This is a genomic window from Streptomyces sp. NPDC050636, assembly GCF_040654775.1.
Lineage (GTDB): Bacteria > Actinomycetota > Actinomycetes > Streptomycetales > Streptomycetaceae > Streptomyces.
In genome coordinates, this window is sequence record NZ_JBFAIP010000012.1 from 95516 (window position 1) to 121543 (window position 26028).

The 26028-nt window shown below is 72.0% G+C and carries 13 protein-coding genes; 4 read left to right on the forward strand and 9 right to left on the reverse strand.

Going from position 1 to position 26028, the window contains the following annotated elements:
• Position 1: 1 nt before the first annotated feature.
• A complete protein-coding gene (locus tag AB0I10_RS13580; RefSeq protein ID WP_363152594.1) occupies positions 2 to 14212 on the reverse strand; it encodes an amino acid adenylation domain-containing protein in 14211 nt (4736 codons plus the stop codon).
• Positions 14213 to 14512: 300 nt separating this feature from the next.
• On the opposite strand from AB0I10_RS13580, the gene AB0I10_RS13585 reads away from it, so the two are divergent.
• The gene (locus AB0I10_RS13585; RefSeq protein ID WP_363152595.1) at positions 14513 to 15577 is read left to right on the forward strand and encodes a polyprenyl synthetase family protein; all 1065 of its coding nucleotides are present in this window, start codon (positions 14513 to 14515) and stop codon (positions 15575 to 15577) included.
• A 67-nt stretch (positions 15578 to 15644) separates the two neighbouring features.
• Here the strand turns inward: AB0I10_RS13585 and AB0I10_RS13590 are convergent, their stop codons facing one another.
• Genes AB0I10_RS13590 through AB0I10_RS13625 form a run of 8 tightly spaced genes read right to left on the reverse strand, consistent with a single transcriptional unit; the run spans position 15645 to position 23509 of the window.
• A complete protein-coding gene (locus AB0I10_RS13590; RefSeq protein ID WP_363152596.1) occupies positions 15645 to 16583 on the reverse strand; it encodes a TauD/TfdA family dioxygenase in 939 nt (312 codons plus the stop codon).
• Positions 16580 to 17446 (reverse strand): enoyl-CoA hydratase-related protein, encoded by an 867-nt coding sequence (locus tag AB0I10_RS13595; RefSeq protein ID WP_363152597.1) that lies wholly within the window; start codon positions 17444 to 17446, stop codon positions 16580 to 16582. The genes AB0I10_RS13590 and AB0I10_RS13595 overlap by 4 nt, the downstream gene beginning before the upstream one ends.
• 9 nt (positions 17447 to 17455) lie before the next feature.
• Positions 17456 to 18274 carry an alpha/beta fold hydrolase gene (locus AB0I10_RS13600; protein ID WP_363152598.1) on the reverse strand — a complete coding sequence of 273 codons (819 nt, stop codon included), beginning with the start codon at positions 18272 to 18274 and terminating at the stop codon, positions 17456 to 17458.
• Entirely contained in the window at positions 18256 to 19881 is a 1626-nt protein-coding gene (locus AB0I10_RS13605) for an amino acid adenylation domain-containing protein (protein WP_363152599.1), read from the reverse strand. The genes AB0I10_RS13600 and AB0I10_RS13605 overlap by 19 nt, the downstream gene beginning before the upstream one ends.
• Positions 19865 to 21070 carry an acyl-CoA dehydrogenase family protein gene (locus tag AB0I10_RS13610; protein WP_363152601.1) on the reverse strand — a complete coding sequence of 402 codons (1206 nt, stop codon included), beginning with the start codon at positions 21068 to 21070 and terminating at the stop codon, positions 19865 to 19867. The genes AB0I10_RS13605 and AB0I10_RS13610 overlap by 17 nt, the downstream gene beginning before the upstream one ends.
• Positions 21067 to 22452: a TrpB-like pyridoxal phosphate-dependent enzyme gene (locus AB0I10_RS13615; protein WP_363152602.1), complete on the reverse strand. Its 1386-nt coding sequence runs from the start codon at positions 22450 to 22452 to the stop codon at positions 21067 to 21069. Before AB0I10_RS13615 ends, AB0I10_RS13610 begins: the two co-directional genes overlap by 4 nt.
• Positions 22449 to 22736 (reverse strand): phosphopantetheine-binding protein, encoded by a 288-nt coding sequence (locus AB0I10_RS13620; protein ID WP_363152603.1) that lies wholly within the window; start codon positions 22734 to 22736, stop codon positions 22449 to 22451. Before AB0I10_RS13620 ends, AB0I10_RS13615 begins: the two co-directional genes overlap by 4 nt.
• Positions 22733 to 23509, reverse strand: a complete 777-nt coding sequence (locus tag AB0I10_RS13625) for an alpha/beta fold hydrolase (protein ID WP_363152604.1) — start codon at positions 23507 to 23509, stop codon at positions 22733 to 22735. The genes AB0I10_RS13620 and AB0I10_RS13625 overlap by 4 nt, the downstream gene beginning before the upstream one ends.
• A gap of 265 nt (positions 23510 to 23774) precedes the next feature.
• Between AB0I10_RS13625 and AB0I10_RS13630 the strand changes: the two genes are divergently transcribed.
• From AB0I10_RS13630 to AB0I10_RS13640, 3 genes are all read left to right on the forward strand, one after another.
• Positions 23775 to 23948 carry a hypothetical protein gene (locus tag AB0I10_RS13630; RefSeq protein ID WP_363152605.1) on the forward strand — a complete coding sequence of 58 codons (174 nt, stop codon included), beginning with the start codon at positions 23775 to 23777 and terminating at the stop codon, positions 23946 to 23948.
• A gap of 174 nt (positions 23949 to 24122) precedes the next feature.
• Entirely contained in the window at positions 24123 to 25079 is a 957-nt protein-coding gene (locus AB0I10_RS13635) for a hypothetical protein (protein ID WP_363152606.1), read from the forward strand.
• Between the two features lie 46 nt (positions 25080 to 25125).
• Positions 25126 to 26028 (forward strand): oxygenase MpaB family protein, encoded by a 903-nt coding sequence (locus tag AB0I10_RS13640; RefSeq protein ID WP_363152607.1) that lies wholly within the window; start codon positions 25126 to 25128, stop codon positions 26026 to 26028.

Here is a 26028-nt window from a genome sequence, read left to right on the forward strand (position 1 = left end):
GTCACTCACTCCACTCGGACTCAAGCTCATCGATCTCGTCCTGGAGGAGGTCCACCAGGGAAACGTCGGCCGGGGCGGGATCACCGGTGCGGGTACCGGTGACCGGGTCGGCGGCGTGCTGTACCAGCGCGTCCAGGGCCGTGAACCACAGGTCGGTCAGGGCCTCGATCTCGTGCTCCTCGAAGAGAGCGTCCGGCCACGACCAGGTGACCTTCAGCTGCGGGCCGTCGGCGCGGTCGTGCGTGACCGCGTTCAGTTCCAGCGCGTGGGCGAACGGCAGGTCCGGGTCGGTGGGCGCGATATGCACGTTCTCGGGCGCCGGCCCCCAGTCGGCGGGTCCGTTCCGGTCGGCGCGGACCCGGCCCAGATAGTTGAAGCCGATCTGCGGACCGGGCGCGTCGGCCAGTACGGCGGCGGTGCGCGGATTCACGTACCGCAGCAGCCCGTATCCGACTCCCTTGCCGGGCAGGGCACGCAGCTGCTCCTTGATCCGCTGCAGTGCGGTGCCGAGGGCGGGGCCGCCGTCCCTGATCTCGTGCCAGCGCGCGCCCGGGTCGAGCCGGAGCGGGTGCATGGCGGTGAACCAGCCGACGGTGCGGGACAGATCGGCCGCGCCCGACTCGTCCCGGCCATGGCTCTCCAGGTCGATCAGCACCGGGCTGCCGCCGCCGGTTCCGCGCTGCCGCCGCCATTCGGCGAGTGCCAGGGCGAAGCCGGTCAGCAGCACCTCGTCCACGCCCGCGTCGAGGGCGGCGGGGACGGTGCCGAGCAGCGGTTGCGTGCGCTCGGCCGGCAGGACGGCCGTACGGTGCCGGGCGGTGCCCTTGGTGTGCGTGGCGGGGTCCAGCGGCCGGGCGGTGAGCCGGGGGTCCGGGGCCCCCGTCATGCGCTCCCACAGCGGCAGTTCGGCTTCCGCAGCGGTGCCGCGGCCGCGCTCGACGAGACGCTCCGCCCAGGTGCGGAACGAGGTGCGGACCGGCTCCAGGGCGATGTCACGGCCGGCCGTGTGGGCGAGCCAGCCGGACATCAGGTCCGGGACCAGGACGCGCCAGGACACCCCGTCCACCACCAGGTGGTGGGCCAGCATCAGCAGACGTCCGTCCCGGGCCTCGCCGGCGTCGAACCAGACCACGCGGAGCATGTCGCCCGCGTCCGGGTCCAGTTCGCGGCGGGCCGCCTCGGCCTGCTCGGCGAGCACACCGGCCAGCTCGGTGTCCGGCCGCGCGGAGACGTCCACACGGCGGATGTGCCGGGCCGCTCCGGTCCCGTCCGCCGGCGCGATCTCCAGGCTCCAGCGGCCGGGATCGGTGCGGTCCAGCCGGGCGCGCAGCGCGTCGTGCCGGTCGAGCAGTGCCCGCACGGCGGCGTCGAGTCCTTCCCCGGTGAGTCCCGCGGGCACCCGGAGCAGCACCGACTGGTTGAACCCCGCCAGCGGGCCGCCCAGTTCACGCAGCCATTCCATGATCGGGGTGAGCGGTACGGAGCCGGTCCCGTCGTCGTGTGCCGCCGGGTCGTCGTCGGCCGCCTCGGCCGCGGCCAGGGCGAGCCCCGCCACGGTCTGGTACTGGAAGACGTCCCGGGGGGTGAGGACCAGCCCGGCCTGCCGGGCACGGCTGACCAGCTGGATGGAGACGATGCTGTCGCCGCCCCTGGCGAAGAAGTTGTCGTCGACGGTGATGTCCGGGGCGCCGAGCAGTTCACCGAACAGTCGGCACAGCACCTCCTCGCGCTCGCCCCGCGGGCCGCGTCCGCCGCCGCCCGAGTAGTCGGGCGCGGGCAGGGCCTTGCGGTCCAGCTTCCCGGTGCGGGTCAGCGGCAGCGCGTCCAGCAGGACGAACGCCGCGGGCACCATGTAGTCGGGCAGCAGCGCGGCCACATGGGCCCTGAGGGCCGCCGGGTCCACAGTGGCGCCGGGGACGGGCACCGCATAGGCGACCAGGCGCTTGTCGCCGGGGCGGTCCTCGCGTACGGCCACGACGGCCTGGGCCGTGCCGGGGAAGGACGCGACGGCGGTCTCGACCTCGCCGGGCTCGATGCGGAAGCCGCGGACCTTGACCTGGTCGTCGGTGCGCCCGGCGAACTCCAGCGTGCCGTCGGCGCGCCACCTGACCCGGTCTCCGGTGCGGTACATACGGGTCGCGGCCGGGCCGTACGGGTCGGCGACGAACCGCTCGGCGGTGAGCCCGGCCCGGCCGTCGTAGCCGCGGGCCAGTCCCTCGCCCGCGACGTACAACTCGCCGGTGACACCGGGCGGCACCGGTCGCAGGTGCTCGTCCAGGACATGGACCCGGGTGTTGTCGAGCGGGCGTCCGATCGGGAAGGTGTTCCGGTCGATGTCCTGGGCGGTCAGCGCGTGGTGGACGACGGCCAGCGTGGACTCGGTGGGTCCGTAGCTGTTGGTCAGCCGCGCTCCAGGGGCGTGCTCCAGGACCTTGCGCACGGCGGTCGCGGACATGGTGTCGCCGCCGACGTAGATGTCGCGCAGGCCGCGGAAGCTCTCCGGGTGGTTCTCGGCGAGCAGCCGGAAGATGCCCTCGCTGAACAGGCCGGCGGTCACCCCGTGTTCGGTCATGGTGCGGGCGAGCGAGGCGATGTCCGTGGCGTCGGCGTCCGAGGCGACGATCCGGGCGCCGCTCAGCAGCGGACCCCACAGTTCGTAGGTCGAGGCGTCGAACGTGACGGGCGAGTGCAGCAGCACCCGGTCGTCCGGGCCGTGGCCCCAGTAGCGGTCGCGGGCCAGCCCGGCGACGTTGCGGTGGGTGACCGCGACGCCCTTCGGCTCACCGGTGGAGCCGGAGGTGTACATGATGTACGCCAGCCGGTCGGGCTGGACGGTCACCGCCGGAGGCGTCGCGGGGAGGTCCGTGGCGTCCCGGTCCGGCAGGCTGTCGGCGCGTACGACGACGGCCGGGCCGTCCGGAAGCAGTGCGGCGCTCGTGGCGTCCGTGACGACGGCCGCGGCTCCGGTGCTCTCCAGGATGTGCGCCAGCCGCGCCTTGGGGCTGCGCCCGTCCAGCGGCACATAGACACCGCCGGCCTTGGCGACGGCCAGGGTCGCCACCACATGGTCGGCCCGTGTGGCGAGCAGCAGCGCCACCCGGTCCTCGGGCCGCACGCCCCGGTCGAGCAGTGCGGCGCCGAGCTGCTCCGCACGGGCGTCCAGTTCCGCGTAGGTGAGCCGCAGTGTGCCGCTGACCAGGGCGGTGGCCTGCGGAGTCCGGGCGGCCTGGGCGGCGAACAGCTCGGGCAGAGATGCCTCGGGCAGCTCATGGGCGGTGTCGTTGCGCTCCACGAGCAGCGTGTGCCGCTCCTCGCCGGTGAGGATGCCGAGCGTGCCGATCGACTGCTCCGGGGCCGCGACGGCCGCGGTCAGCAGGCGCTGCAAGCGGTCGGCGACGGCCTCGGCGGTGGACCGGTCGAACAGATCGGTGGCGTACTCGATCTGGCCGAGGATGCCCTCCGCGCCTCCGTCGTCGGCGTACTGCTCCCAGAGGCTGACGGAGAGGTCGAACTTGGCCACGGGGGCCTCGGCGCCCTCGACCCGCACCTCCAGTCCTTCCAGGGCGGCCTCGGGCCGGCCCATGTTGTGCAGGATGAGCATGATCTGGAACAGCGGGTGACGGGCGAGCGACCGGGTCGGGTTCAGCTCCTCCACGAGCCGTTCGAACGGCAGGTCCTGGTGCGTGTAGGCGGCCAGGTCGGTCTCCCGGACCCGGGCCAGCAGCTCACGGAACGTGGGGTCGCCGGAGGTGTCGGTGCGCAGCACCAGCGAGTTGACGAAGAAGCCGACCAGCTCGTCCAGCGCGTCGTCGGTGCGGCCCGCGATGGGGGTGCCGAGCGGGATGTCGGTGCCGGCGCCGAGCCGGGTCAGCAGTGCGGCGAGACCGGCCTGCAACGCCATGAAGACACTGACGCCGTTCGCCCTGGCCCGGGCGACGAGTCCGGCGTGCCCCTCGGCGTCGAGCGCGAAGGGGACGTGGTCGCCGCGGTAGCTGGCGGCGTCCGGACGCGGACGGTCGGTGGGCAGCTCCAGTTCCTCCGGGAGGCCGTCGAGCACGGTGGTCCAGTGCTCCAGTTGCCGGGAGAGGCGGCTGTCCGGGTCGTTCTCGTCGCCCATCACCTCGCGCTGCCACAGGGCGTAGTCGGCGTACTGCACGGGCAGCGGCCGCCAGGCGGGGGCCGTGCCCCGGGTGCGGGCGGCGTAGGCCCGGCTCAGGTCCCGCAGCAGCGGGGTGAGCGACCAGCCGTCGCTGGCGATGTGGTGGGTCACCAGCACGAGCACCGCGGTGCCGGTGCCGGCCGTGGTGAGCAGGCGGGCCCGCAGCGGCGGCTGGGCGACCAGGTCGAAGCCGCGCACCACGGTCTCGTCGACCGCGGCGGCCAGTTCGTCCGCGCCGACCTCGGTCTCCTCCAGCGCCGGCGCTCCCTCGGCCGGACCGAGGACATGCTGACGGGGCACGCCGTCGGACTCGGGGAACACGGTGCGCAGGCTCTCGTGGCGGGTGACGACGTCGCGGAGGGCGGCACGCAGCGCGGGGCGGTCGATCTCACCGGTCAGGCGCAGGATCAGCGGCACGTTGTAGGTGGCGTTGGGGCCTTCGAGGCGGTTGAGGAACCACAGCCTGAGCTGGGCGAACGACAGCGGTATCCCCTCACCGCGGCCGGCCGGGAGCAGCGCGGGCCGGGTGTCGTCGGCGGAGCCGAGGCGGGCGGCGATGCCGGCGACGGTCGGCGCGTCGAACAGCGCCTTGATGCCGATGCGTGCGCCGAGGGTCGAGGCGATCCGGCTGAGCAGCCGCATGGCCAGCAGGGAGTGGCCGCCGAGTGCGAAGAAGTCGTCGTCGATACCGACCCGGTCCAGGCCGAGGATGTCGGCGAACAGACCGCAGAGGATCTCCTCCTCAGGCGTGCGCGGGGCGCGGGCCGGCGGTCCGGCGGCGAACTCCGGGTCGGGCAGGGCCGCGCGGTCGATCTTTCCGTTGGCGGTGAGCGGGAGCCGGTCGAGGACGACGACCGCGGACGGGACCAGGTACTCGGGCAGGGCCGCGGCGACATGGGTGCGCAGCGTCTCGGAGCCGGGCAGCGGGGCCTCGGCGCCCACGTAGGCGATCAGGCGCCGGTCGCCGGGCCGGTCCTCGCGTACCAGGCAGACGGCCTGGCGGACACCCGGAGCGGTCATCAACCGGGCCTCGATCTCGCCCGGTTCGATGCGGTAGCCGCGCACCTTGACCTGGTGGTCGGTGCGGCCGAGGTATTCCAGGGCGCCGTTGCGGGCCCAGCGCACGCGGTCGCCGGTGCGGTACATCCGGGTTCCGGCGGGACCGTACGGGTCGGCGACGAACCGCTCCGCGGTGCCGGCGGGACGGCCGAGGTAGCCACGGGCCACACCGGTACCGGCGACGTAGAGTTCGCCGGCCACACCGTCGGGGACGGGGCGCAGTCCGGAGTCCAGCACATAGACGCGGGTGTTCCGCATCGGGTGGCCCAGCGGGACCGGCCCTGCGGGCAGTTCCGCCCCGGCCGGGACGAGGTGGTCCAGGCAGCCCACGGTGGTCTCGGTCGGACCGTAGTGGTTGATCACCTCGGTCCGGGGGTGGCGGGCGCGCCACTCGGCGAGCTGCTCGCCGTGCAACGCCTCGCCGCCGATGACCAGTTGGCCGGTGGGCGAGCAGGCGTCCGGCAGGGACTCCAGGATCGGCAGATGACTGGGCGTCACCTTGGCGAAGGTGAGCCCGCCGGGAACCCGGAGGTTCTCGTCCAGGTCAGCCACGTACAGGCAGCCACCGGCGAGCAGGGTGCCGTACAGGCCGGTCAGGCCCAGGTCGAAGGAGAGCGGCGAGTGCAGCAGGGTGCGGCCGGCCAGGCCGGGGTAGTTCGCCGCGCAGCGGGTCACGTAGTCCACCAGCGACCGCTGCTCGACGACCACGCCCTTCGGCGTGCCGGTGGAACCGGAGGTGTAGACGACGTATGCGGCGTCGGCGGGTGACAGGGGCGCGGCGCGCTCGTCGTCGGTGAGCCCGTCGCAGGCGTACCCGGCGAGTGCGGCCGCCGTGTCGTCGCCGTCGAGGACGAGGAACTCGGCGGTGCCCGCCGCGAGGTGCGGGGCCTCGGCCAGCGCGTCCTCGGTGGTCAGCAGCAGCCCCGGCCGGGCGTCCTTCAGCAGGACGGCGACGCGGTCGCCGGGCTGGCCGGGGTCCAGCGGGAGATACGCGGCCCCTGCCTTGCCGGTGGCGAGCATCGCCAGGACGGCGTCGGCCGAGCGCGGCACGGCCAGCGCCACCAGTGTCCCGGGGCCGGCGCCGCGCGCCAGCAGCAGCCGGGCCAGCCGATTGGCGCGGGAGTCGAGCGCCTCGTAGGTCAGCTCCCCGGCGTCCGATACCACGGCCGGTGCCTGCGGGGTGCGTACGGCCTGCTCCTCGAACAGCTGCGGCAGCGTACGGCCGGGCGTGCCCCGCGAGCACCGGCCGGTGTCGTTGCGGGCCACCAGCAGCTCGTGCCGTTCGTCGTCGGCCAGCACCTCCAGGCGGGTGATCGGCAGTTCGGGCCGGGCCAGGGAGGCTTCCAGCAGCCTGACGAAGCGGGCGGTGAGGGACTCCACCGTCGACCGGTCGAACAGGTCGGCCGAGTAGCCGGCGGCGGCCGTGATGCCGGCCGGCTCACCGCGCTCGTCGAACCGTTCGGCGACGCTGAACAGCAGGTCGAACTTGGCCATGTCCGGGTCGTACTGCTCGAACCCGGCGGTCAGGCCGGGGAATCCGGCCTCGGCGCGAGCCAGGTTCTGGAGCACCAGCTTGACCTGGAACAGCGGGTGACGGGCCATCGAGCGCGCCGGGTTGAGCGCCTCGACGAGCCGCTCGAACGGCAGGTCCTGATGGGCGAACGCGTCGATGTCGGTGCGCCGGGTGCGCTCCAGCAGCTCGCCGAAGGTGGGCTCGCCGCCGGTGTTCACGCGCAGCACCAGGGAGTTGATGAAGAAGCCGACCAGTTCGTCGAGGGCCTCGTCGGTGCGGCCGAAGACGGAGCCGCCGATCGGGATGTCCTCGCCGGCGCCGAGCCGGGTGAGGAGGGCGGCGAGAGCCGCGTGCAGCACCATGAAGGGGGTGACGCCGTGGGCGCGGGCCACCCGCAGCAGCGCGGCGTGCGTCTGCGGGCTCATCTCGAAGGGGACGAGTCCGCCCTTGTGGCTGGGCACGGCCGGCCGCGGGCGGTCCGCGGGCAGCGCCAGCTCCTCCGGCAGTCCCCGGAGAGCCTCGGTCCAGTAGCCGAGCTGGCGGCTGATCACGCTGTCGGGGTCGTTCTCGTCGCCCAGCAACTCGCGCTGCCACAGGGCGTAGTCGGCGTACTGCACGGGCAGCGGCGACCAGGCCGGTGCGTCACCGCGCAGGGCGGCCGCGTAGGCCAGCGACAGATCGTGGGTGAGCGGGGCGGTGGACCAGCCGTCACCGGCGATGTGGTGCACGACGACCACCAGGACGTGCTCGTGCGGTCCGGCGGTCAGCAGCGTGGCGCGCAGCGGCGGCTCGGCCGCCAGGTCGAAGCCGCGTCCGGCCGCGGCGGCGATCAGCGCGGTCTCGTCCTGTCCCGCGGTCTGGACGGTTTCCAGTGCGGGGCGGGCGTCTTCCGGGGCGAGAACGAGCTGGCGGGGGACCCCGTCGGTCTCCGGGAAGACGGTGCGCAGGCTTTCGTGGCGGGCGGCGACGGAGGCCAGCGCGGTCTCCAGCGCGGCCGTGTCGAGCGAGCCGGTGAGCCGCAGCACGAGCGGGATGTTGTAGGTGCCGTCCGTCGGGTCGAGGCGGTTGATGAACCACAGCCCGCGCTGGGCGTAGGACAGCGGCAGTGTCTCGGGCCGCTCCCGCCGGGCGAGACCGCGGCGGGCCGGACCCGCGGACGGCAGTTCCTCGGCGAGCGCGGCGACGGTGGGCGCCCGGAACAGCGCGGCGACCGCGACGTCGACGCCGAGCGCGGCACGGACGCGGGAGACGAGGCGGGTGGCGAGGAGGGAGTGGCCGCCCAGGCCGAAGAAGTCGTCGTCGATGCCGACCTTGTCGCGGCCCAGCAGTTCGGCGAACAGCCCGCACAGGATCTCCTCCTGGGGGGTGCGCGGCTCACGGCTCGGCGCGGCGGTGAAGTCCGGCGCCGGCAGGGCCTTGCGGTCCACCTTTCCGTTCGCGGTCAGCGGCACCGCGTCCAGCACCACCCACGCCATGGGGACCATATGGTCCGGCAGCACGGCCGACACCGCGTCCTGCACGGCACGGGTGTCGTGGGTGCCCACCAGGTAGCCGACGAGCTGGGCATGGCCGCCCGGGCCGGGCACCACGGCTGCCACCGCGTCGGTCACCCCGGGGGCGGTGCGCAGCTGGGCCTCGATCTCGCCCAGCTCGATCCGCTGGCCGCGGATCTTCACCTGCGCGTCGCGGCGGCCCAGGAACTCCAGTTGGCCGTCGGGGCGGTAGCGCACCCGGTCGCCGGTGCGGTAGAGCCGGGAGCCGTCCGCGGAGAAGGGGTCGGCGACGAAGGTGGACGCCGTCTTGCCCGGGTCGGCCAGATAGCCGCGGCCCACGCCGACGCCCGCCACGTACAGATCACCGGCGACACCGACCGGCACCGGCTGCAGTTCGTCGCTGAGGACGTACAGCCGGGTGTTGCGGATGGCCCGTCCGATCGGCGAGGTGGACACCCCGTCCGACGCCTCGGTGATCACCGCGTGCGTCACATCGTCCGAGCACTCGGTCGGACCGTAGGCGTTGACGACCGGGATCGCCGGGAAGCGGGCGAACCAGCGGCGGCACAGCTCGCCCGGCAGCTCCTCGCCGGTGACGACCAGCCGGCGCAGCGATGGCAGTACGGGCACCTGTGCGCCCTCGTCCCAGCTGTCCAGGGCCGCCCTCAGCAGGGACGGCACCACCTCCAGGACGGTGACGCCGTCCTGCTCCACCAGCCGGAACAGACCCACGGCGTCCGCGGACAGCTCCTGGCCGACGGCGACCATCCGGCCGCCGGTGACCAGCGGGCAGATCATCTGCCAGACCGACACGTCGAACGTCAGCGGGGCGTTCTGCACCACGGCGTCACCGGACGCCAGGCCCAGGTCCTCCACCTTCGCGAGAAGGTGGTTGTTCATGCCGCGGTGATGGACCATCGCGCCCTTGGGTCGGCCCGTGGAACCCGAGGTGAAGATGACATACGCCAGCTGACCGGCCGCCGGGGCGGCCTGCTCGGCGGCCTCCGCCACGGGCTCGACGGTGTCCAGGGCGACGACCTCGGCCCGGTCGGCGGCGGCCTCCGCTGCCAGGTCCGGGTATCCCGGACCGGCCAGCACCCAGCGGACGTCCGCGTCCGCCAGCAGACCCGCCGAACGGCCCACGGGTGCCCGGGTGTCCAGGGGCAGATACGCGGCACCGGCCGCCAGGATTCCCAGGAACCCGGCCACCGCCCACCGGCCGCGGTCGGCCAGCACCGCCACCACGGACTCGGGCGCCGCACCGGCCGACCGCAGTCGGCCCGCGACGGCGTCCACCAGAGCCATCAGCTCGGCGTAGGTGACCTCGCCGGAGTCGTCGGTGACGGCGACCGCGGACGGCCGGTCGGCCGCCACGGCCCGCATCCGCGCCACCGCGTCCGTCAACGGCTCGGCCGCCGCGGTCGCGTTCCACTCCCCCAGCTGCTGCCGCAACTCGTCGCCGGTGAGGACCGGGGCGGCGCCGACGGGTAGGTCCGGGTCGGACACGACGGCCGTGAGCAGCCGGGCGAAGCGGTCCAGCAGGTCCCGCGCGGTGGACGGTTCGAAGACGTCGGCGCGGTATTCCAGCGCCACCATGATCCCGGCGGCCGCGCCGTCGGGCGTGAAGGTCTCCCGGAGGTTCAGCGACAGGTCGAACTTGGCCGTGCCGTTGGGCACATCCAGCAGATCCGGCTCCAGACCGGCGACGGTCGGCAGCGTGCGCTGCGAGCTGTCCATCGCGATCATCACCTGGAACAGCGGGTGCCGGGACATCGACCGCGCCGGGTTGAGCGCCTCGACGAGCCGCTCGAACGGCAGGTCCTGGTGGGCGTAGGCGGCCAGGTTGCCGTGCCGGACCCGGGCGAGCAGTTCCCGGAAGGCGGGGTTGCCGCCGGTGTCCGTGCGCAGGACCAGCGTGTTGTTGAAGAAGCCGACCAGTTGCTCCAGGGCGTCGTCCTCGCGACCGGCGACCGGGGCGCCCAGCGCGATGTCGTCGCCCGCGCCGAGCCGGCTGAGCAGAGCGGCGAGCGCGGCCTGGAGCACCATGAACGCGCTGCTGCCGCTGGACCTTGCCAGTTCGGTGACCAGGGCGTGGACGGCCGGTTCGAGGTCGAGGGTGACCAGGCCGGCGGGCGGCGCGGCGACGCTCGCCGGGTGGGGGCGGTCGAAGGGCAGGTCGAGGTGGTCGGGCAGGCCCGCCAACTCCTTCTGCCAGAAGGCGAGTTGACGAGAGGCGGTGCTGGCCGGGTCGCTCTCGTCACCGAGCAGCTCGCGCTGCCAGGCGGCGTAGTCGGCGTACTGCACGGGCAGCGGGGCGAGCTGAGGCGCCCGCCCGGCCAGGCGGGCCTCGTAGGCGCGGGTGAGGTCGCGCAGCAGCGGGGCGAACGATTCGGCGTCGGCGGCGATGTGGTGCAGCAGCAGAAGAAGTACCTGCCGCTGCGGGGCGACGACGAACAGCGTGGCGCGCAGCGGGACGTCGGAGCCCAGGTCGAAGGGGCGAGTCACGGCCTCGGCGAGCAGGCCGGACAGCGCGGATTCCTCGGCGGGCTCCACGGTGAGGCGGGCGCCGGAGCCGAAGGCCGCGCCGGGGGCGAGGATGTGCTGGGCGGGGTTGCCGCCGTTGTCGCGGTAGACCGTGCGCAGCACTTCGTGCCGGTCGGTGAGGTCGCCGAGCGCCGCCTCCAGGGCGTCCCGGTCGAGCGTGCCGTCGAGGGTGAGGACCAGGGGGATGTTGTACGCGGCGCTGGGGCCCTCCAGGCGGTGCAGGAACCACAGCCGCTTCTGGGCGAAGGAGAGCTCGGGCTCGCCGTCGCGCGCCACCGGAACGAGGGCCGGGCGTGCGGTGCGCGCCGTAGTGAGGCGCTCGGCCAGCCGGCGCACGGTGGGCGCCGCGAACACGGCCTCGACACCGCATTCGACGCCCAGTTCGGCGCGGACGCGCCGGGCCAGCCGGGCGGCGAGCAGCGAGTGTCCGCCGAGCGCGAAGAAGTCGTCGTCGATGCCCACGCTCTCGGCGTCGAGCGCCTGGGCGAAGAGCGCGCACAGGGCCTCTTCGCGGGGGGTGCGCGGCGGGCTGTAGGGCCGGTCGTCGGCGTCGGCGTCCGGGGCGGGCAGCGCCGTGCGGTCGGTCTTGCCGTTGGGGGTGACCGGAATGGCGTCGAGGACGGTGAACGTGGCGGGCACGAGGTAGCCGGGCAGCCGGAGCGCCAGCTCGTCACGGAGCGCGGCGAGGTCGATCTCCCCGTCGGCGGGGGGCACGACGTAGGCGGCGAGGGCGGGTTCGCCCGAGGCGTCGCGGCGGATGGCGACGGCGGCCTGGCCGACGGCGTCCAGCTCCAGCAGGGCGGCCTCGGCCTCGCCGGGCTCGACGCGGTAGCCGCGGATCTTGACCTGCTCGTCGGCGCGGCCGATGAACTCCAGCTCGCCGTCCGGGCGTTGCCGCACCAGGTCGCCGGTGCGGTACATCCGCTCGCCGGGGTGCCCGTAGGGGTTCGCGGTGAACCGCTCGGCGGTCAGCGCGGCCCGGCCGAGGTAGCCGCGGGCCAGGGCGGGTCCCGCCACATACAGCTCACCGGTGACTCCCTGCGGCACCGGAAGCAGTCCGGCGTCGAGCACATACGCGCGGGTGCGGCCGACGGGTCCGCCGATCGGCGGCTCACCGCCGGAGAGCGGTGCGCTCATCGTGGCGACCACGGTGGTCTCGGTCGGCCCGTAGGCGTTGACGAACCGCCGGCCGGCCGACCAGCGGGAGACCAGGTCGGCGGAGCTGGCCTCACCGCCGACCAGGATGGTCAGGTCCCCCGGGAGGTCCCCCTCGGGGTCCATGACGGCGAGGGAGGACGGCGGCAGGAGCGCATGGGTGATGCGCGCCTCGCGGGTGAACGCGGCCAGCGGGTCGCCGGGCATCAGCCGCTCGCCCGGAGCCAGGACGAGCGTGGCACCGGCGAGCGGTCCCATGCACAGTTCCGCGACCATCGCGTCGAAGCCCATGGATGCGAACTGCAGCACCCGGTCTCCGGACCGGATGCCCAGGCGTCCGGCGAAGGACTCGGTGAGGTCCGGGATGCCCGTGTGGGTGACCAGCACGCCCTTGGGACGGCCGGTGGAGCCGGAGGTGTAGATGACGTAGGCGGGGTGGTCGGCGGTGAGGGCGGTGGTGCGGTCGGCGTCGGTGAGGGGGGTGCCGGCGCGGCCGGCCAGGTCACTCCGCACGGCGGCGCTGTCCAGTACCAGCAGGGGACGGCCGGCGGCCTCGGCGAGGGCGGCGGTGCCGGACTCCACGAGCACACAGGCGGGGGCGGCGTCGCCGAGCACATAGTCGATACGGGCCGCGGGGTAGGCCGGATCGAGGGGGAGGTAGGCCGCGCCGGCCTTCACCACGGCGAGCACGGCGACCACGAAGTCGAGGGAACGCGGCAGCAGCAGGGCGACCCGGTCCTCGGGGCCCACACCGCGCTCGACGAGCAGCCGGGCGAGCCGGTTGGCGCGCAGGTCGAGTTCCGCATAGCTGAGGGAGGTCCCCTCGAACTCGACGGCCGGCGCGTCCGGTGCGGTGCGCACCCGCCGCTCGAAGAGGGCGGGCAGGGTCGGCCCGGAGGAGACCGGGGGCGCCTCGGACACGGGACCGGCGACGGCCGTCATGAGCTCGGTGTCGTCGAGCAGGCCGAGGCGTCCGACGAAGGTGCCCGGCTCGTCGAGGGCGCGCGCCACCTTGCCGATGAACTGGATGAACCGGTCCTGGTGGGCGGCGAGTTCGGCCGGGGTGTACAGCTCGGGGTGGACGTCGAAGTCGACCCGGATCTCGCTGCCGTCGGCCCGGTCGTACACGGAGATCGCCAGGTCCTCGATGAGGCGGAGCGACATGTTGTGCGCGTCGGCACGGTGGCCGGCGAAGCGCAGGTCGTAGTCGAACGGGACGACGTTGAGCAGCGGGCCGAAGAACCGCCGGTGGTCGTTGGCCAGACCGAGGTCGCGGCGCAGGTCCTCGCCCCGGTAGCGCTGGTGCGGCACGAGCTCGCGGAGCGCGGCGCGGGTGCGCTCCAGGAGTTCGCCGACCGTGGTACCGGAGTCGACGGCCACCCTCAGCGGCAGCACGTTCGCCACCATGCCGGGCGCCCTGCGTGCCTTCTCACTGGTACGTGCGGTGACCGGCAGCCCCAGGACCACGTCGGTGAGACCGGTCATGCGGTGCAGGTACGCCATCCCGGCGGCGATGACGATCCGGGACCGGGCGACGCCGATCCTTTCGGCGGCCCGGGTCAGATCCTGCTGCACGTTCCGGGGCAGCCGGCCGCTGCGCCGGATGAAGTCGGCGGTGGGCTGGAGCGGGCGGGGCGAGAGGGCGACCGGCTCCGGCTGGTCGGCGAACCGCTCCCGCCAGAACGCGCGGTCCTCGTGGAAGGCGTCGGACGCGCGGTAGTCGAAGTCCTCGTGGAGCAGGGTGCGTACGGACTCGAAGGCGGCCGGCTCGGGCGTGGTGCCGTCGGCCAGCGCGCTGTAGACATGCGCGACGCGGCGGACGAGGAGGGAGGCGCCGACGCCGTCGAGCAGGATGTGGTGGTACGCGTGGTACCAGAACCAGCGGTCCTCCGATGCCCGGAACAGGGCGTAGGTGAACAGCGGGGAACCGGTGAGGTCGACGGAACGGCGCAGGTCACGGTCCATCCACTGCTCGGCGGCCTGCCGCGGGTCGGCGGCGCCGGACACATCGATGGTCTCCAGCCGCCACTCGGGCCGCGGCCCGACCAGCTGGCGGGGGCCGTCGTCGGTGTCCCGGAAGCGGATGTGCAGGGCGTCCGCCTCCGCGACCACCTGCCGCAGCGCCTGCTCGAACAGGGCCGGATCGACGGCGCCGTGGATCTCCAGATATTCGGCGGCCCGGAAGATGGGGCTGTCCGGTTCCACCTGCTGGGCGAACCAGACGCCCGCCTGCGCGCCGGTCAAGGGGAGTATCTGCTCGCCGTCAGCGAAAGACTGAGATCGGTCCATGATTCCTCGCCAACTCACCTAAGGATGCGCGGGCAGACCAGAAGAAGATGGAGTTCTTCTCCTGAATTGAATTCACCCACTGAATTTCGGGGATCAAATTTCGCACTGAGGCAACCCGCTTGCTCTTCGGCAGACTATCCACGGCCCGACCAGGCCATCTGGACAGCCGCTGGACGGGCAGCTGCCTCTTTTCCCGGGACCGTCGATGTGCGAGAAACATGGTGGACACCCACGCGGCAGCAGCACTATTCGCACTCGTTCAGTCCGTCCGACCGCTGCCCCGGCATCAGGAGAACCGCCATGTCGACCGCCCTGCCGGTGAGCCATGAATACACCGGAGTCGCCCTTGAGGACCGCAATCGCGTCCTGGCTCGGGTCGAGCAACGTCTCGAAGATTTCCTCGCCGAGGAGCGCCGCTCCTGGGCCGCACTCAACCCCGATTCGACCGAACTGATCGACTGTGTGGTCCGGATGGTCGGCAGCGGCGGTAAACGCCTGCGCCCTGCCTTCTGCATCGCCGGCTATCTGGCCGGCGGTGGCGATCCGGACGCCCGGGACATCGTCGATGTCGCGGCGGCCCTGGAACTGCTGCACACCTTCGCGCTGCTCCATGACGACGTCATGGACGACTCGGAGCTGCGCAGGGGCACCCCCACCGCGCACATCGTCCATGCCCGGTCGCATGAGCGGAGCGGCTGGCGCGGGGAGGCCCGGCGGTACGGCGAGAGCGTCGCCATTCTGGCGGGCGACCTCGCGCTGGTGTACGCCGAGCGGCTGCTTGCCGGCTGCCCGCCGCGGGTGCGGCGCATCTGGGGTGAGCTGTCCACCGAGCTGATGATGGGTCAGTTCCTGGATGTGCGGGCCGCGGCCCAGTTCGTACCCGACCCGGAACTGTCCCGCTGGATCGCGCTGTTCAAGTCCGGCCGCTACACCGTGTACCGGCCGCTGGCCATGGGCGCGCAACTGGCGGGCGCCGACGAGCTGCTGGCACCGTTCGAGACCTACGGTCTGGCCGTCGGTGAGGCGTTCCAGCTCCGTGACGACCTGCTGGACGCCTTCGGCTCCTCCGAGACCACCGGCAAACCGGCCCGGCTGGACTTCAAGCAGCACAAGATGACGCTGCTGATGTCGATCGCGCTGCGCCGCGAGCCGGAGGTCAGGGAGCTGGTAGGGGACAGTCTGGCGGCCACCGAACCGGAGGTGCTGCACGACCTGTTGCTCAGGACGGGCATGCGCGCCCAGGTCGAGACGATCATCGATGAGCGCCTCACGACGGCCGGCGAGGCCGTCCGGCACGCGGTACGGCCCGAGTGGGCCACCGGCCTGTACCGGATGGCAGAGGAGGCCGTGCACCGCGACAAGTAGTGCAGCGCACAAGGCAGAGGCCCGGTGGCGATCGCCGCCGGGCCTCTCTTGTGTTTCCGGTGCCGGCTCAGTCGGACATGGCCACCAGGATGCGGCGCTTGCCGGTGTAGGCGCGGCGGCCGTGGGCGGCGGCGACGTTGTCGACCAGCAGCAGGTCGCCGGTCTGCCAGTCCACGTCGACGGCCAGCCGCATGCCGGTCTCCTGGACGTGACGGATGTACTCGGCCGGGATCGGGGAGCCGTCGCTGAAGGTGGCGTTCTGCGGCAGTTCGTCCTCGGGCACCACATCGGCGAGCGCGGCGGCGTCCTCGCCGAGCCCCGCCGGGTGCCACTGGTCGGCCTGGTTGAACCACACCTCCGTGTTGCTGACGGGGTGCTTCAGGGTGCCCTGCCGGAGCTGGCTCACCCACAGGGAGCCGCTACCGCGCCACTCCCACTCGGCGTCGGCGGTGGCGAGGAAGGCCTCGACCTCATCGCGGTCGTCCGTTTCGAAGGTCGCCTGCCAGCTCTTGCCGAATCCGATGCCGTCGTGCAGGTTCTGCGTATAGCGGATCCCGGCGGTGAACGCGTCGCGGACCTCGGCGTCGAGGGACTCCAGCCACAGCTGTCCGTCCACGACGGGGGTGGCCCCGCCGGTGCCCGGCTGCACCTCGCAGTGGAACAGGATCCGGGACGGCCAGACCTTGGCGTAGGACATCTCGTTGTGCATGGAGATCTCGTACTCGGCCGGGTACTCGGTGGACGTGTAGAGGTTCCGGCCGACCTTGGTGCGCGGCGAGTTGCCGTGGACGTAGGCCAGCCGGTTGGGCAGCAGGACATCGGCCACGCCCTCGTAAGAGCTGTCGACGTCGATGCCGAAACCGCGGAAGATCACCGCCTTCTCGCGTACGAGCAGCGCGTCCAGGTCGGTGCCGCGCAGATACTCCAGCAGGCCGTCCGCGCTCGGGTCCGTGCCCGCGGACGCGGGGTCCACCAGGGCCGGCTGCCAGTTCGGATCCGTCGTCATCCCTGTTCCTCCTTGTGTTGAGTCGTGTGTTCCGTCGTGTGTTCCGTCGTGTCCGGTCCGACGCCGAAGCGGGGTGCGCGGCGCTCCTGGAACGCGGCCACCGCCTCCTGGACGTCGCCTGACTTGGCGGCGGCCACCTGCACCGGCGCCTCCCGTGCCAGGGCGACCTCAAGCGAGGGGGCGTCGGCGTTGGCCTGCAGGATGTGCTTGGTCAGCCGCAGGGAGACGGGGCTGTTCCCGGCGATCTGCTCGGCGGTGTCCAGGGCGGCGGCCATCAGGTCCTGGATGGCGGTCACGCGGTTCGCGACGCCGCGTCGGAGCGCCTCGTCGGCGGCCACGAAGCGGCCGCTGAGCAGCATGTCGGAGGCGAATCCGAATCCGGCGATCCGGGGCAGCAGCCAGGACGCGCCCATGTCACCGCCGGACAGGCCCATACGGACGAAGGCCGCCCGGAGCCTGGCCCGTGTGGTGAGCACCCGGACGTCCGCCGCGAGCGCCAGGGAGAGGCCCGCGCCGGCCGCGACGCCGTCCACCGCGGCGACGACCGGCTGGGGCAGGTCCCGCAGCGCCGAGACGACCCGGGCCTGCCGGTCCAGCAGAGCCATCAGCTCCACCGGCTCCAGCGAGGCGACCCGGCCCACCTCGTCGATGTCGTATCCGGAGCAGAAGGTCTCCCCCGCTCCCTTCAGCAGGAGCACCCGGGCCGAGCTGTCCTCCCGCAGCTCGGCGCACAGGTCCCCGAGGGCGCGAAAGACGTCCTCGGTCAGGGCGTTCATCCGGTGCGGGCGGTTCAGAGCGGCGACCACGACGCCGGGGCGCGGACGGGTCACCAGGACGACAGGGTCGGTCGCCGCGTGCGTCATGGGCGGACCTCACACTCCGATCAGGGTCGTTCCCGTGAGCCGGGTGCTCACGAATTCCAGCGACGAGGGCAGGGCGCGGTTCACGAACTCCCAGTCGTGGCCGCCCTCCCGCTCGTGGTAGTCCACCTGCCAGCCGCGGTGGCGCAGGGCGTCCCGCACCTCCCGGTTCATCCGGACCATGCGCGCGTAGTCGCCGGTGCCGACGTCCAGGTAGAGGGCGGGCGGCGGGAGCGGACTGTCGGCTGCGATCAGCGTGTACGGGTCGTACCGGCACCGGGTCTCGCTGCCGGGCGGGCCCCAGACCCGTTCATGGCTCTCGACGGTGGGCATGAGGAAGCCGGGGTCCGAGCGGTGCGCGATGTAGGGGTCGCCGATGCGTCGTGGCGCCTCGAAGGCACCCGCGTGGGAGAGGACTGCGCCGAAGAGGTCCCGGTGCCGCAGGCCCAGGAACAGTGCGGTCGCGCCTCCCATGGAGAACCCCCCGACCGCCCGCGCCGACCCGTCGGGGAGGGTGTTGAACCGCTCGTCGACGGCCGGCACCAGATCCTGGACCAGGTAGTCCTCGTACCGCAGTCCCGCATGATCGTTGACGAACCAGCGGCGGCCGCTCTCCGGCAGGACGACGATCAGCCGGCTGTCCTCAAGTGCCGAGAGCAGTCCGGTGTGTTCCAGCCAGGTGTTCCGGCCGCCTCCGTAACCGTGGAGCAGATACAGCACCGGGTGGCCGGGCCCGTTCTCCTCGTAGGTGCCGGGGAGCAGGACGTTGGCGCGCTTGTCCCGGCCGAGGGCCGGGCTGGGCCATCGCGGGGTCAGGACCTGGGCGCGCACTGGGCTCCTCCGTCCGGTGCGTCCGCCGGTTCCGCCGCGGTCAGGGCGCGGCGGTCCACCTTGCCCGTCGAGGTGCGGGGGAAGGCGTCGATGAGGTGGAAGACGGCCGGGATCATATAGCGGGGCAGTCCCTCCAGGCAGTGGCGTCGCAGCGCGGCCGGGTCGGGCCGGGCGCCGCCGGCCGCGGGGACCAGGTACGCCTCCAGCCGCGCGTCGCCGGAGTCGTCCTGGACGGCGACACAGGCGGCCTCGTGCACGGCGGGCAGTTCCAGCAGCCGGGCCTCGATCTCCTCCAGTTCGACCCGGTAGCCGCGGACCTTGACCATGTGGTCGCGGCGGCCGATGAACGTATAGCCCTGGGCACCGTCGGATCTGACGATGTCTCCGGTGCGGTGGAGGGGCGCGGCACCGGGGGACGTACCGGGGGCGGCACCCCAGTAGCCCAGCATCACGGAGTCGCCGGTGATGCACAGTTCGCCTTCGGCTCCCGGAACGTCGGTGACCGGACGGCCGTCCGCGTCGACCAGGTACGCGCCGGCATACGGGCAGGGACGGCCGATCGGCGGCGCGGCGGTCCTGGTGGGCGCCAGGTCGTCGTCGGTGACCCGGTGGAAGGTGCAGACGTTCGTCTCGGTGGGCCCGTAGAGGTTGAACAGGGCCGCTTCGGGCAGCGTGGCGCGCAGCCGTCTGAGGTGTTTGAGGGTGAACGGTTCGCCCGCGAAGAGGACGGTCCGCAGCCCGGAAGACTCCAGCACCTCGCGGTTCTTGGCGTCGAGCATCCGGATCAGGGCGCCCGGCACCGAGTACCAGACGGTGATCCTCTCCTCGGCGACCAGCCGGTTGAGCGCCACCCCGAGGGCCTTGTGGTTCTCGGGGACGAGCACCAGGCAGGCGCCGGCGGCGACGGCGGCGAAAAGGTCGAAGACCGACAGGTCGAAGTGGACGGGGGCATGGGAGGCCAGCCGGTCGTCGGCGGTGAGGCCGAATTCGGCAACGGTCCAGTCGACGAAGGCGAGCGCGTTGCGGTGGGAGAGCATGACTCCCTTGGGCACACCGGTCGATCCGGACGTGTACAGCACATAGGCGAGGTCGTCCGGTGCCACGGGGACCGGAGTGAACCCGTCGGGGACCGGCCGGTGCACCGCCGCACGCCAGCCGGTCCGGCCCGGCGTGGGCGCAGGTACGGGGCCGGAGCCGGGCGCGGGGAACTCGTCGCCGGTGACCACGACGGTCTGGGGCCCGATCCGCTCCGTGTCACCGCGCTCGTCCAGCATGGCGAGCCGGCCCGCGTCGGTGACCAGGGCGCTCACCGTGCAGTCGCCGAGGATGTACGCCGCGCGGGCCGGTGGCGCCGCCGGGTCGACGGGCACATACGCGGCGCCGCACTTGAGCACCGCGTGGAGTGCGATCACGGTCTCGGGCGACTTGGCCAGCCACAGGCCGACCCGGTCCCCTCGGACGACTCCCGCCTCCAGGAGCGTGGCGGCGAGGGCGCTGCTGGCCCGGTCCAACTCGGCGTAGTCGAGGGAGTCTCCGCGGTGGCGGACCGCTTCCGCGGTGGGCCGCTCGACGGCGGTCCGCACCAGACGGTCAACGAGCGTCGCCATGGCGCGCGCCTCCTGTCTGCCGTGGATACGGGCGGCGGGCCGCGACGGTGATGCCCAGTTTCTCGGCCATCACCTTGCGTTGCATGTCCGAGGTGCCGGAGGAGATACGGGTGCCGAGCGCGTCCCTGAGGTTGCGTTCGACGTCGGTGTCGGTGGTGTAGCCGAGCCCGCCGAACACCTGCAGGGCGTCGAGGAAGATCTGTACGGCCGATTCGCTGGTGCTCAGCTGCGCCGCTTCGGGGAACACCGAGGAAGTGCCCTGGGCGAGGTCCCACGCGGCGCGGTAGCTGAGCAGCTTCGCCGCCTCCAGCCGGACCTGCATGTCGACGATGCTGTTCGCCACCGACTGGAAGCGGCCGATGTTCGCGCCGAACTGCACCCGGCTGCGGGCGTACTGGGAGCACTGGTCGATCTGGCGCTGCATGGTGCCCAGCAGGGGAGCCAGGATCAGGGAGCGTTCCCAGGCCATGGCCCTCGCGAGGATCTTCGACCCCTGCTTCTCGGCGCCCAGTCGCCGCGTGACCGGAACCCGGCAGCCGGTGAGGGTGATCTCGCCCCAGGGCGCGGTGCGCAGTCCGGCCTTCTCGAACCGGGTCTGCACGGTGATGCCTTCCTGGTCGCGGTCGACGAGGAAGGCGGTGACACCGGTGAAGCCGAGGTCGGGATTGACGGTGGCGTAGACGATGAAGACATCGGCGATCGGCGCGTTGGTGATGAACCGCTTGGTGCCGTCGAGGAGGTAGTGGTCGCCTTCGCGCCGGGCGCGGGTGGTCAGGGAGAGGGCGTCCGATCCCGCCTCGTCCTCGGTGATCGCGTGCGCGCCGACCGACCGGCCGTTCATCAGGGCGGGCAGGTAGTGCCGCTTCTGTTCCTCCGTGCCGAAGTGGAGGAGCGGCAGTTCCATCGCCCAGATGTGCGCGCCGGCGGAGATCAGCAGACCGTTGTCCCGGCAGCCGCGCCCGAGTCCCTCCAGGGCCAGGGCGCAGCTGAGCGGGTCCAGGCCCTGTCCGCCGTACTCCGTGGGCACGGCGAGCGAGAACACCCCGGCGTCCGCGCACCGCTGCCAGTCGCCGGGCTGGAGGCTCTGGGTCTTCTCGCGCTCCTCCAGGTTCCCGCCCAGTTCGGCGGCGCCGAAGGCGCACAACTTCTCGGCGAGCGCCTGCTGTTCGCCGGTGGGACTCAGGTTCATGACGCCGCGCCGACCGGATCGGCCTCCGGCAGGGCCGCCAGTGAGGCGGCGATCTGCTCGTCGGAGACGGTGTGGTCCTCCAGGTTTCCGGCCAGGTACTGGTCGTAGGCCGACAGGTCGAGCAGCCCGTGGCCGCTGACGTTGAAGAGGATCACCTTGGGTGAGCGCTCCTCGCGGGCCTTGACGGCCTCGTCGATGGCGGCCCGGACGGCGTGTGCCGACTCGGGCGCAGGCACCAGGTTCTCCGTACGGGCGAAGAAGGCGCCCGCCTCGAAGACGGACTTCTGGCCGTATGCCACGGCCTCCATCAGGCCCTGGTCGTACAGGGAGCTCACGAGGGGCGCGGCGCCGTGGTAGCGCAGGCCTCCGGCGTGGACGCCCGGGGCGACGAAGGTGTGCCCCAGGGTGTACATCTTCGTCATCGGTGTGGTGCCGGAGATGTCGTTGTAGTCCCAGGCGTAGCGGCCCTTGGTGAGCTTGGGGCAGGCCTCGGGTTCGACGGCGACCAGCCGGGTGGCGGCGCCGGAGCTCAGCTTTTCCCGGTGGAAGGGGAAGGCCAGTCCCGCAAAGTTGCTGCCGGCGCCCATGGAGGCGATGACGACGTCGGGGAACTCGCCGGCCGCCGCCATCTGTTTCAGTGCCTCTTCGCCGATGACGGTCTGGTGCAGCAGCACATGGTTCTCGCCGCTGCCGACGGCGAAGCGTCCGTTGCGGACGGTCCGGGCGTACTCCAGGGCTTCGGCATTGGCGATCGACACGCTGCCGGCGCTGTCCGGGTGCTTGGCGAGGAGTTCGCGGCCCGCGTCGGTGGTGCCGCCGGGGCTGGGGATGACCTGGGCGCCGTTGAGTTCCATCAGCACCCGGCGGTACGGCTTCTGGGCGTGGCTGACGCGGACCATGAAGACGGTGCAGTCGAGGCCGAGGGCGTGGCAGGCCATCGCCAGTGCGCTGCCCCACTGTCCGGCGCCGGTGCCGGTCGTCAGATGCTCGACGCCCGCCTTCTTGTAGTAGTACGCCTGGGCCAGCGCGGAGTTGAGCTTGTGGCTGCCGGAGGCGTTGGCGCCCTCGTACTTGTAGTAGATGTGGGCCGGCGTCTCCAGGGCCTGTTCCAGCCGGCGGGCGCGGATCAGCGGGGTGGGGCGCCAGGTCTGGTACTGCTCGCGGACCTCGGCGGGTATCTCCACGAAGCGTCGGCGCCCGACGCTGCCCCGGTACATGGACAGCGGGATGTTGGGCGCCAGTTTGCCCGCCCGGGGCTCGTCCGTCGCGGGGCGGGCGCGGCGCACCTCCGCCGACGGTACGTCGAGGTCGGCGAGGATGTTGTACCAGTGCGTGGGTACGTCGTCCTCGTCCATCAGGAACTGGTTGCGGATCGATTTCATGCGGCCCCCTCCGCCTCATGCGTCTGCGCGTGCCGCCGTATCAGGCCGATGAGGTCGCCGACATTCTCCAGATCGGCTTCCATGACGTCCTCGTCCTCGATGTGGCCACCGAACTCTTCCTCCACCGCGAGAAGAAGCTGCAGCAGATTGAGGGAATCGAGCTGGATCGCCGGCGAGTAGAGCGAGATGCCGTCGCCGATCTCGTCCGGCCGCAGCCTGAGGTCCAGGACATCAACCATGATGGTGCGGACCCGGTTGGCGAACTCATCGTCGTTGCCGTTCATGCGGGGGCTCCTCCCAGTCGTTCCGTGATGTCGGCCAGAAGTTCTGTTTCCTGGTCCGACAGATAGAAATGGCCTCCCGGGAAAACCCGGAAGGAGAACTCCCCGGAGGTGAGTTCGCGCCACGCGGCGGCGTCCGCGGGCTCGACACTCGGGTCCGCGTCGCCCACGTAGGAGGTCACCGGCGAGTTCACCGGCCGGTGTTCGGCGGGGCGGTAGGTCTCGATGAGGCGCAGGTCCGCACGGAGCGAAGGGACCACCAGCGGACGGAGTTCCCTGTCCGCGAGCACCGCCGGGTCCATCGCACCGAGTTCACCGAACCACTCCAGCATCGAGTCCTCGTCCCTGAGGTGCACATCCGTGTGCCCCCGCGGCAGGAGCGGCGACCCGTGCCCGGACACGAACAGATGCTGTGGCCTGGCCCGGTAGCGAGCCTCGAGACGCAGCGTCACCTCGTAGCCGACCGCCGCTCCCATGCTGTGCCCGAAGAGGGCGAACGGGCGGTCGAGGAGCGGCGCCAGTGCCTCCGCTATGCGGTCGGCGAGCGGCGCCATCTCCTCCACGCACGGCTCCTGGAAGCGGTCCTGCCGGCCCGGGTACTGCACCGCGACCAGCTCCACGTCCGCGGGCAGCCGGTTCGCCCAGCCGTGGAAGGCGCCCGCGGTGCCGCCCGCGTACGGCAGGCAGATCAGCCGCAGACGTGGGGCCGCCACCGGCCGGTACCGCTTGAGCCAGGCGCTGCCGAAACGTTGGGGACGTATAAGAGCTGGGGACACTGATGGCCTCTCCATCGGAAGACGAACTCGACCGGCCAATTCCAGATCGACACCGTAGTCGCAATTTCCGGGAAGGGCTGCCACTACCGCCCGAGAGGCAGTTACTCATTCAGGTTGCCTCCAGTCACCGGGCCGATGCATACGTAATCTTTTGACTTGCTCGACTCGGACTTCATACGCACCGCCTCGGCAATCGGCGAGGTATACCGTCCGCCGAAGGCCGGCTGGTTCGGCTTTTGAATCCTGAAGGAGAATTTCCCAGGACATGGAATCCTTGCCACTTGACTGCCTTTATGTCGACGGCCACTGGATCAGTCCGGGCACCGATGAGACCATCGCCGTCGAAAATCCGGCGACGGAAGAGGTCATCGGCCGGACCCCCGCCTGCGGCGGACGTGCGACAGCGGTGGCGCACCGGCTGCGTGCCGGGCAGGCCTGAACGCCCCCCCGCTTGCTTCCCTCCGCCACGCCTCGTGCCTCTCCGGCTGACCAGCCGCCCCTTCCGCGTCTTCGACGCTCCCACCAGGCTTCTACGACGGGTAACAGTGTGTCCCTCCGCATGCCGCGCATCCACGCCGAATTCCCCCCTCGGATCAGTCCCTACACCGACCAGGTGGAGGAGAGCACCCGGGCCTTCGTCCGCCGCTTCGGCCTGGTCCCCGACGAAGGCGCCCGGCGCCACCACGAGCGATCGCTGCTCGGCACCCTGATGTCCCGGGCGTATCCGCACTCCGGCCCGGTCGAACTCGCGCTGGTCACGGACTGGATCAGCTGCATGCTGGTCCTGGACGACCAGTTCGACGAGACCCGGCTCGGGCAGGAACCCGAGCGGCTGCGCAAGGTGTGCGACGAGGTGCTCGGCTGGCTCACGGCCGACGGCATCGTCACCGAGGGGCCGTCCGCCTCGGTGGACCGCTCGATCACCCGGGCGTTCCGGCCCGCCTACGCCGATCTGTGGCGGCGCACCGCGCCGTACACCTCCGACACCTGGCGGGCGCGGCTCGCCGGGCACATCGGCGCCTTCTTCGAGACCTGCGTCTGGGAGGCGGAGAACCGGCTCACCGGCCGGACGCCCGGCCTGGACGAGTACATCGGCCACCGCGGCCGGGCGCTCATGCCGTATCTCGACCTCATCGAGGTGACCACGCACGCCGAGATCCCCGAAGAGATCTACCGGCTGCCGGAGTTCACCGAGATGAACCAGGCGCTGTCGGACGCCGACCTGTGGACCAACGACCTCTTCTCCTGCGAGAAGGAGGCCCTGCTCGGCGACCCGCACAATCTCGTCCTCGTCCACCAGCACGAGCACGGCACGGATCTGCAGACCGCCGCGGACGCGGTCGGGGAGATGGTCCAGGACCGTTTCGACCGCTTCACGGAACTCAGCAGGACGTTCCCCGGACCGGCGCTGGCGGCCGAACTCCCCCCGGCCGGCATCGACATGCTGCACCGCCACGTCGAGGGCATGCGCAGCTGGCTGAGCGGCCAACTGCAGTGGCGTGTGGAGACCCTCCGCTTCGATCCGACGCGGCCCGAGGTCACCAGCGCCACCGGATCCACCCCCCTCTGAGAGGGCCCGTCACGCCCCTCCCTTGCGATTGCGATCGAGGTACGGAATGCGAGACCGGTACGCGACCCTGAGACATCTCCAGACGCTCGACCCGAAAGCGGATCACGAGCGGATCCACCGAATATCCTCCGACCGCGAGTTCCCCTGGGACTACGGCAGAGGGCTCGAAGTGGCCATCTGGCGCACCTGCTGTGTGCCCAGCATCTCCGAAGTGCTGGACGGCAGCGGCGAGTTCGCCCTGCATGCCCAGAAGCGGTACGACGACACCCGGATCCTGCTGGGCGAGATGGTCCGCGGCGGATACGACTCCGAGCGCGGCCGGCAGGCGCTGCGCCAGATCAACCAGGCCCATCGCAGGTTCACCATCGCCAACGAAGACATGCTCTACGTGCTGTCCACGTTCATCTATGAGCCGATCCGTTGGATCGACCGCTGGGCCTGGCGGAAGACCAGCGAGACCGAACGGCTCGCGGCCTTCTTCTTCTACGTGGAGGTGGGACGCCGGATGAACATCCGGGACCTGCCCACCGACTACGCCGTGTTCGAACGGTTCAACCGCGACTACGAGCGGGCGCGCTTCCGCCAGGTGCCGAGCAACCACCGCGTCGGCACCCAGATCATGCAGCTCTACTCGTCCTGGTACCCGCGCCCGGTCAGCGCCCTGGTGGGGGCCACGCTGCCGTGCCGGCTCGACGGGGAGGCCCGGTACGCCCTGGGCATGGCCGGACCGCCGCGCTGGGCCCGGGCCCTCAACGTGCTCGGGCTGCGCGGGCACGCGCGGGCCGAGCGGATCGCGCCGGCCCTGATGGCACGCCTGATGACCAGGCCGACCGCCCGGACGTATCCGGGCTATCCGCACGGCTACCGCATCAGCGACATCGGACCCCGCGACGTCACCCGGCCCGCCACGGGCACGCCGGCACCCACCGCCGAAAGCCTCAGGGACTGA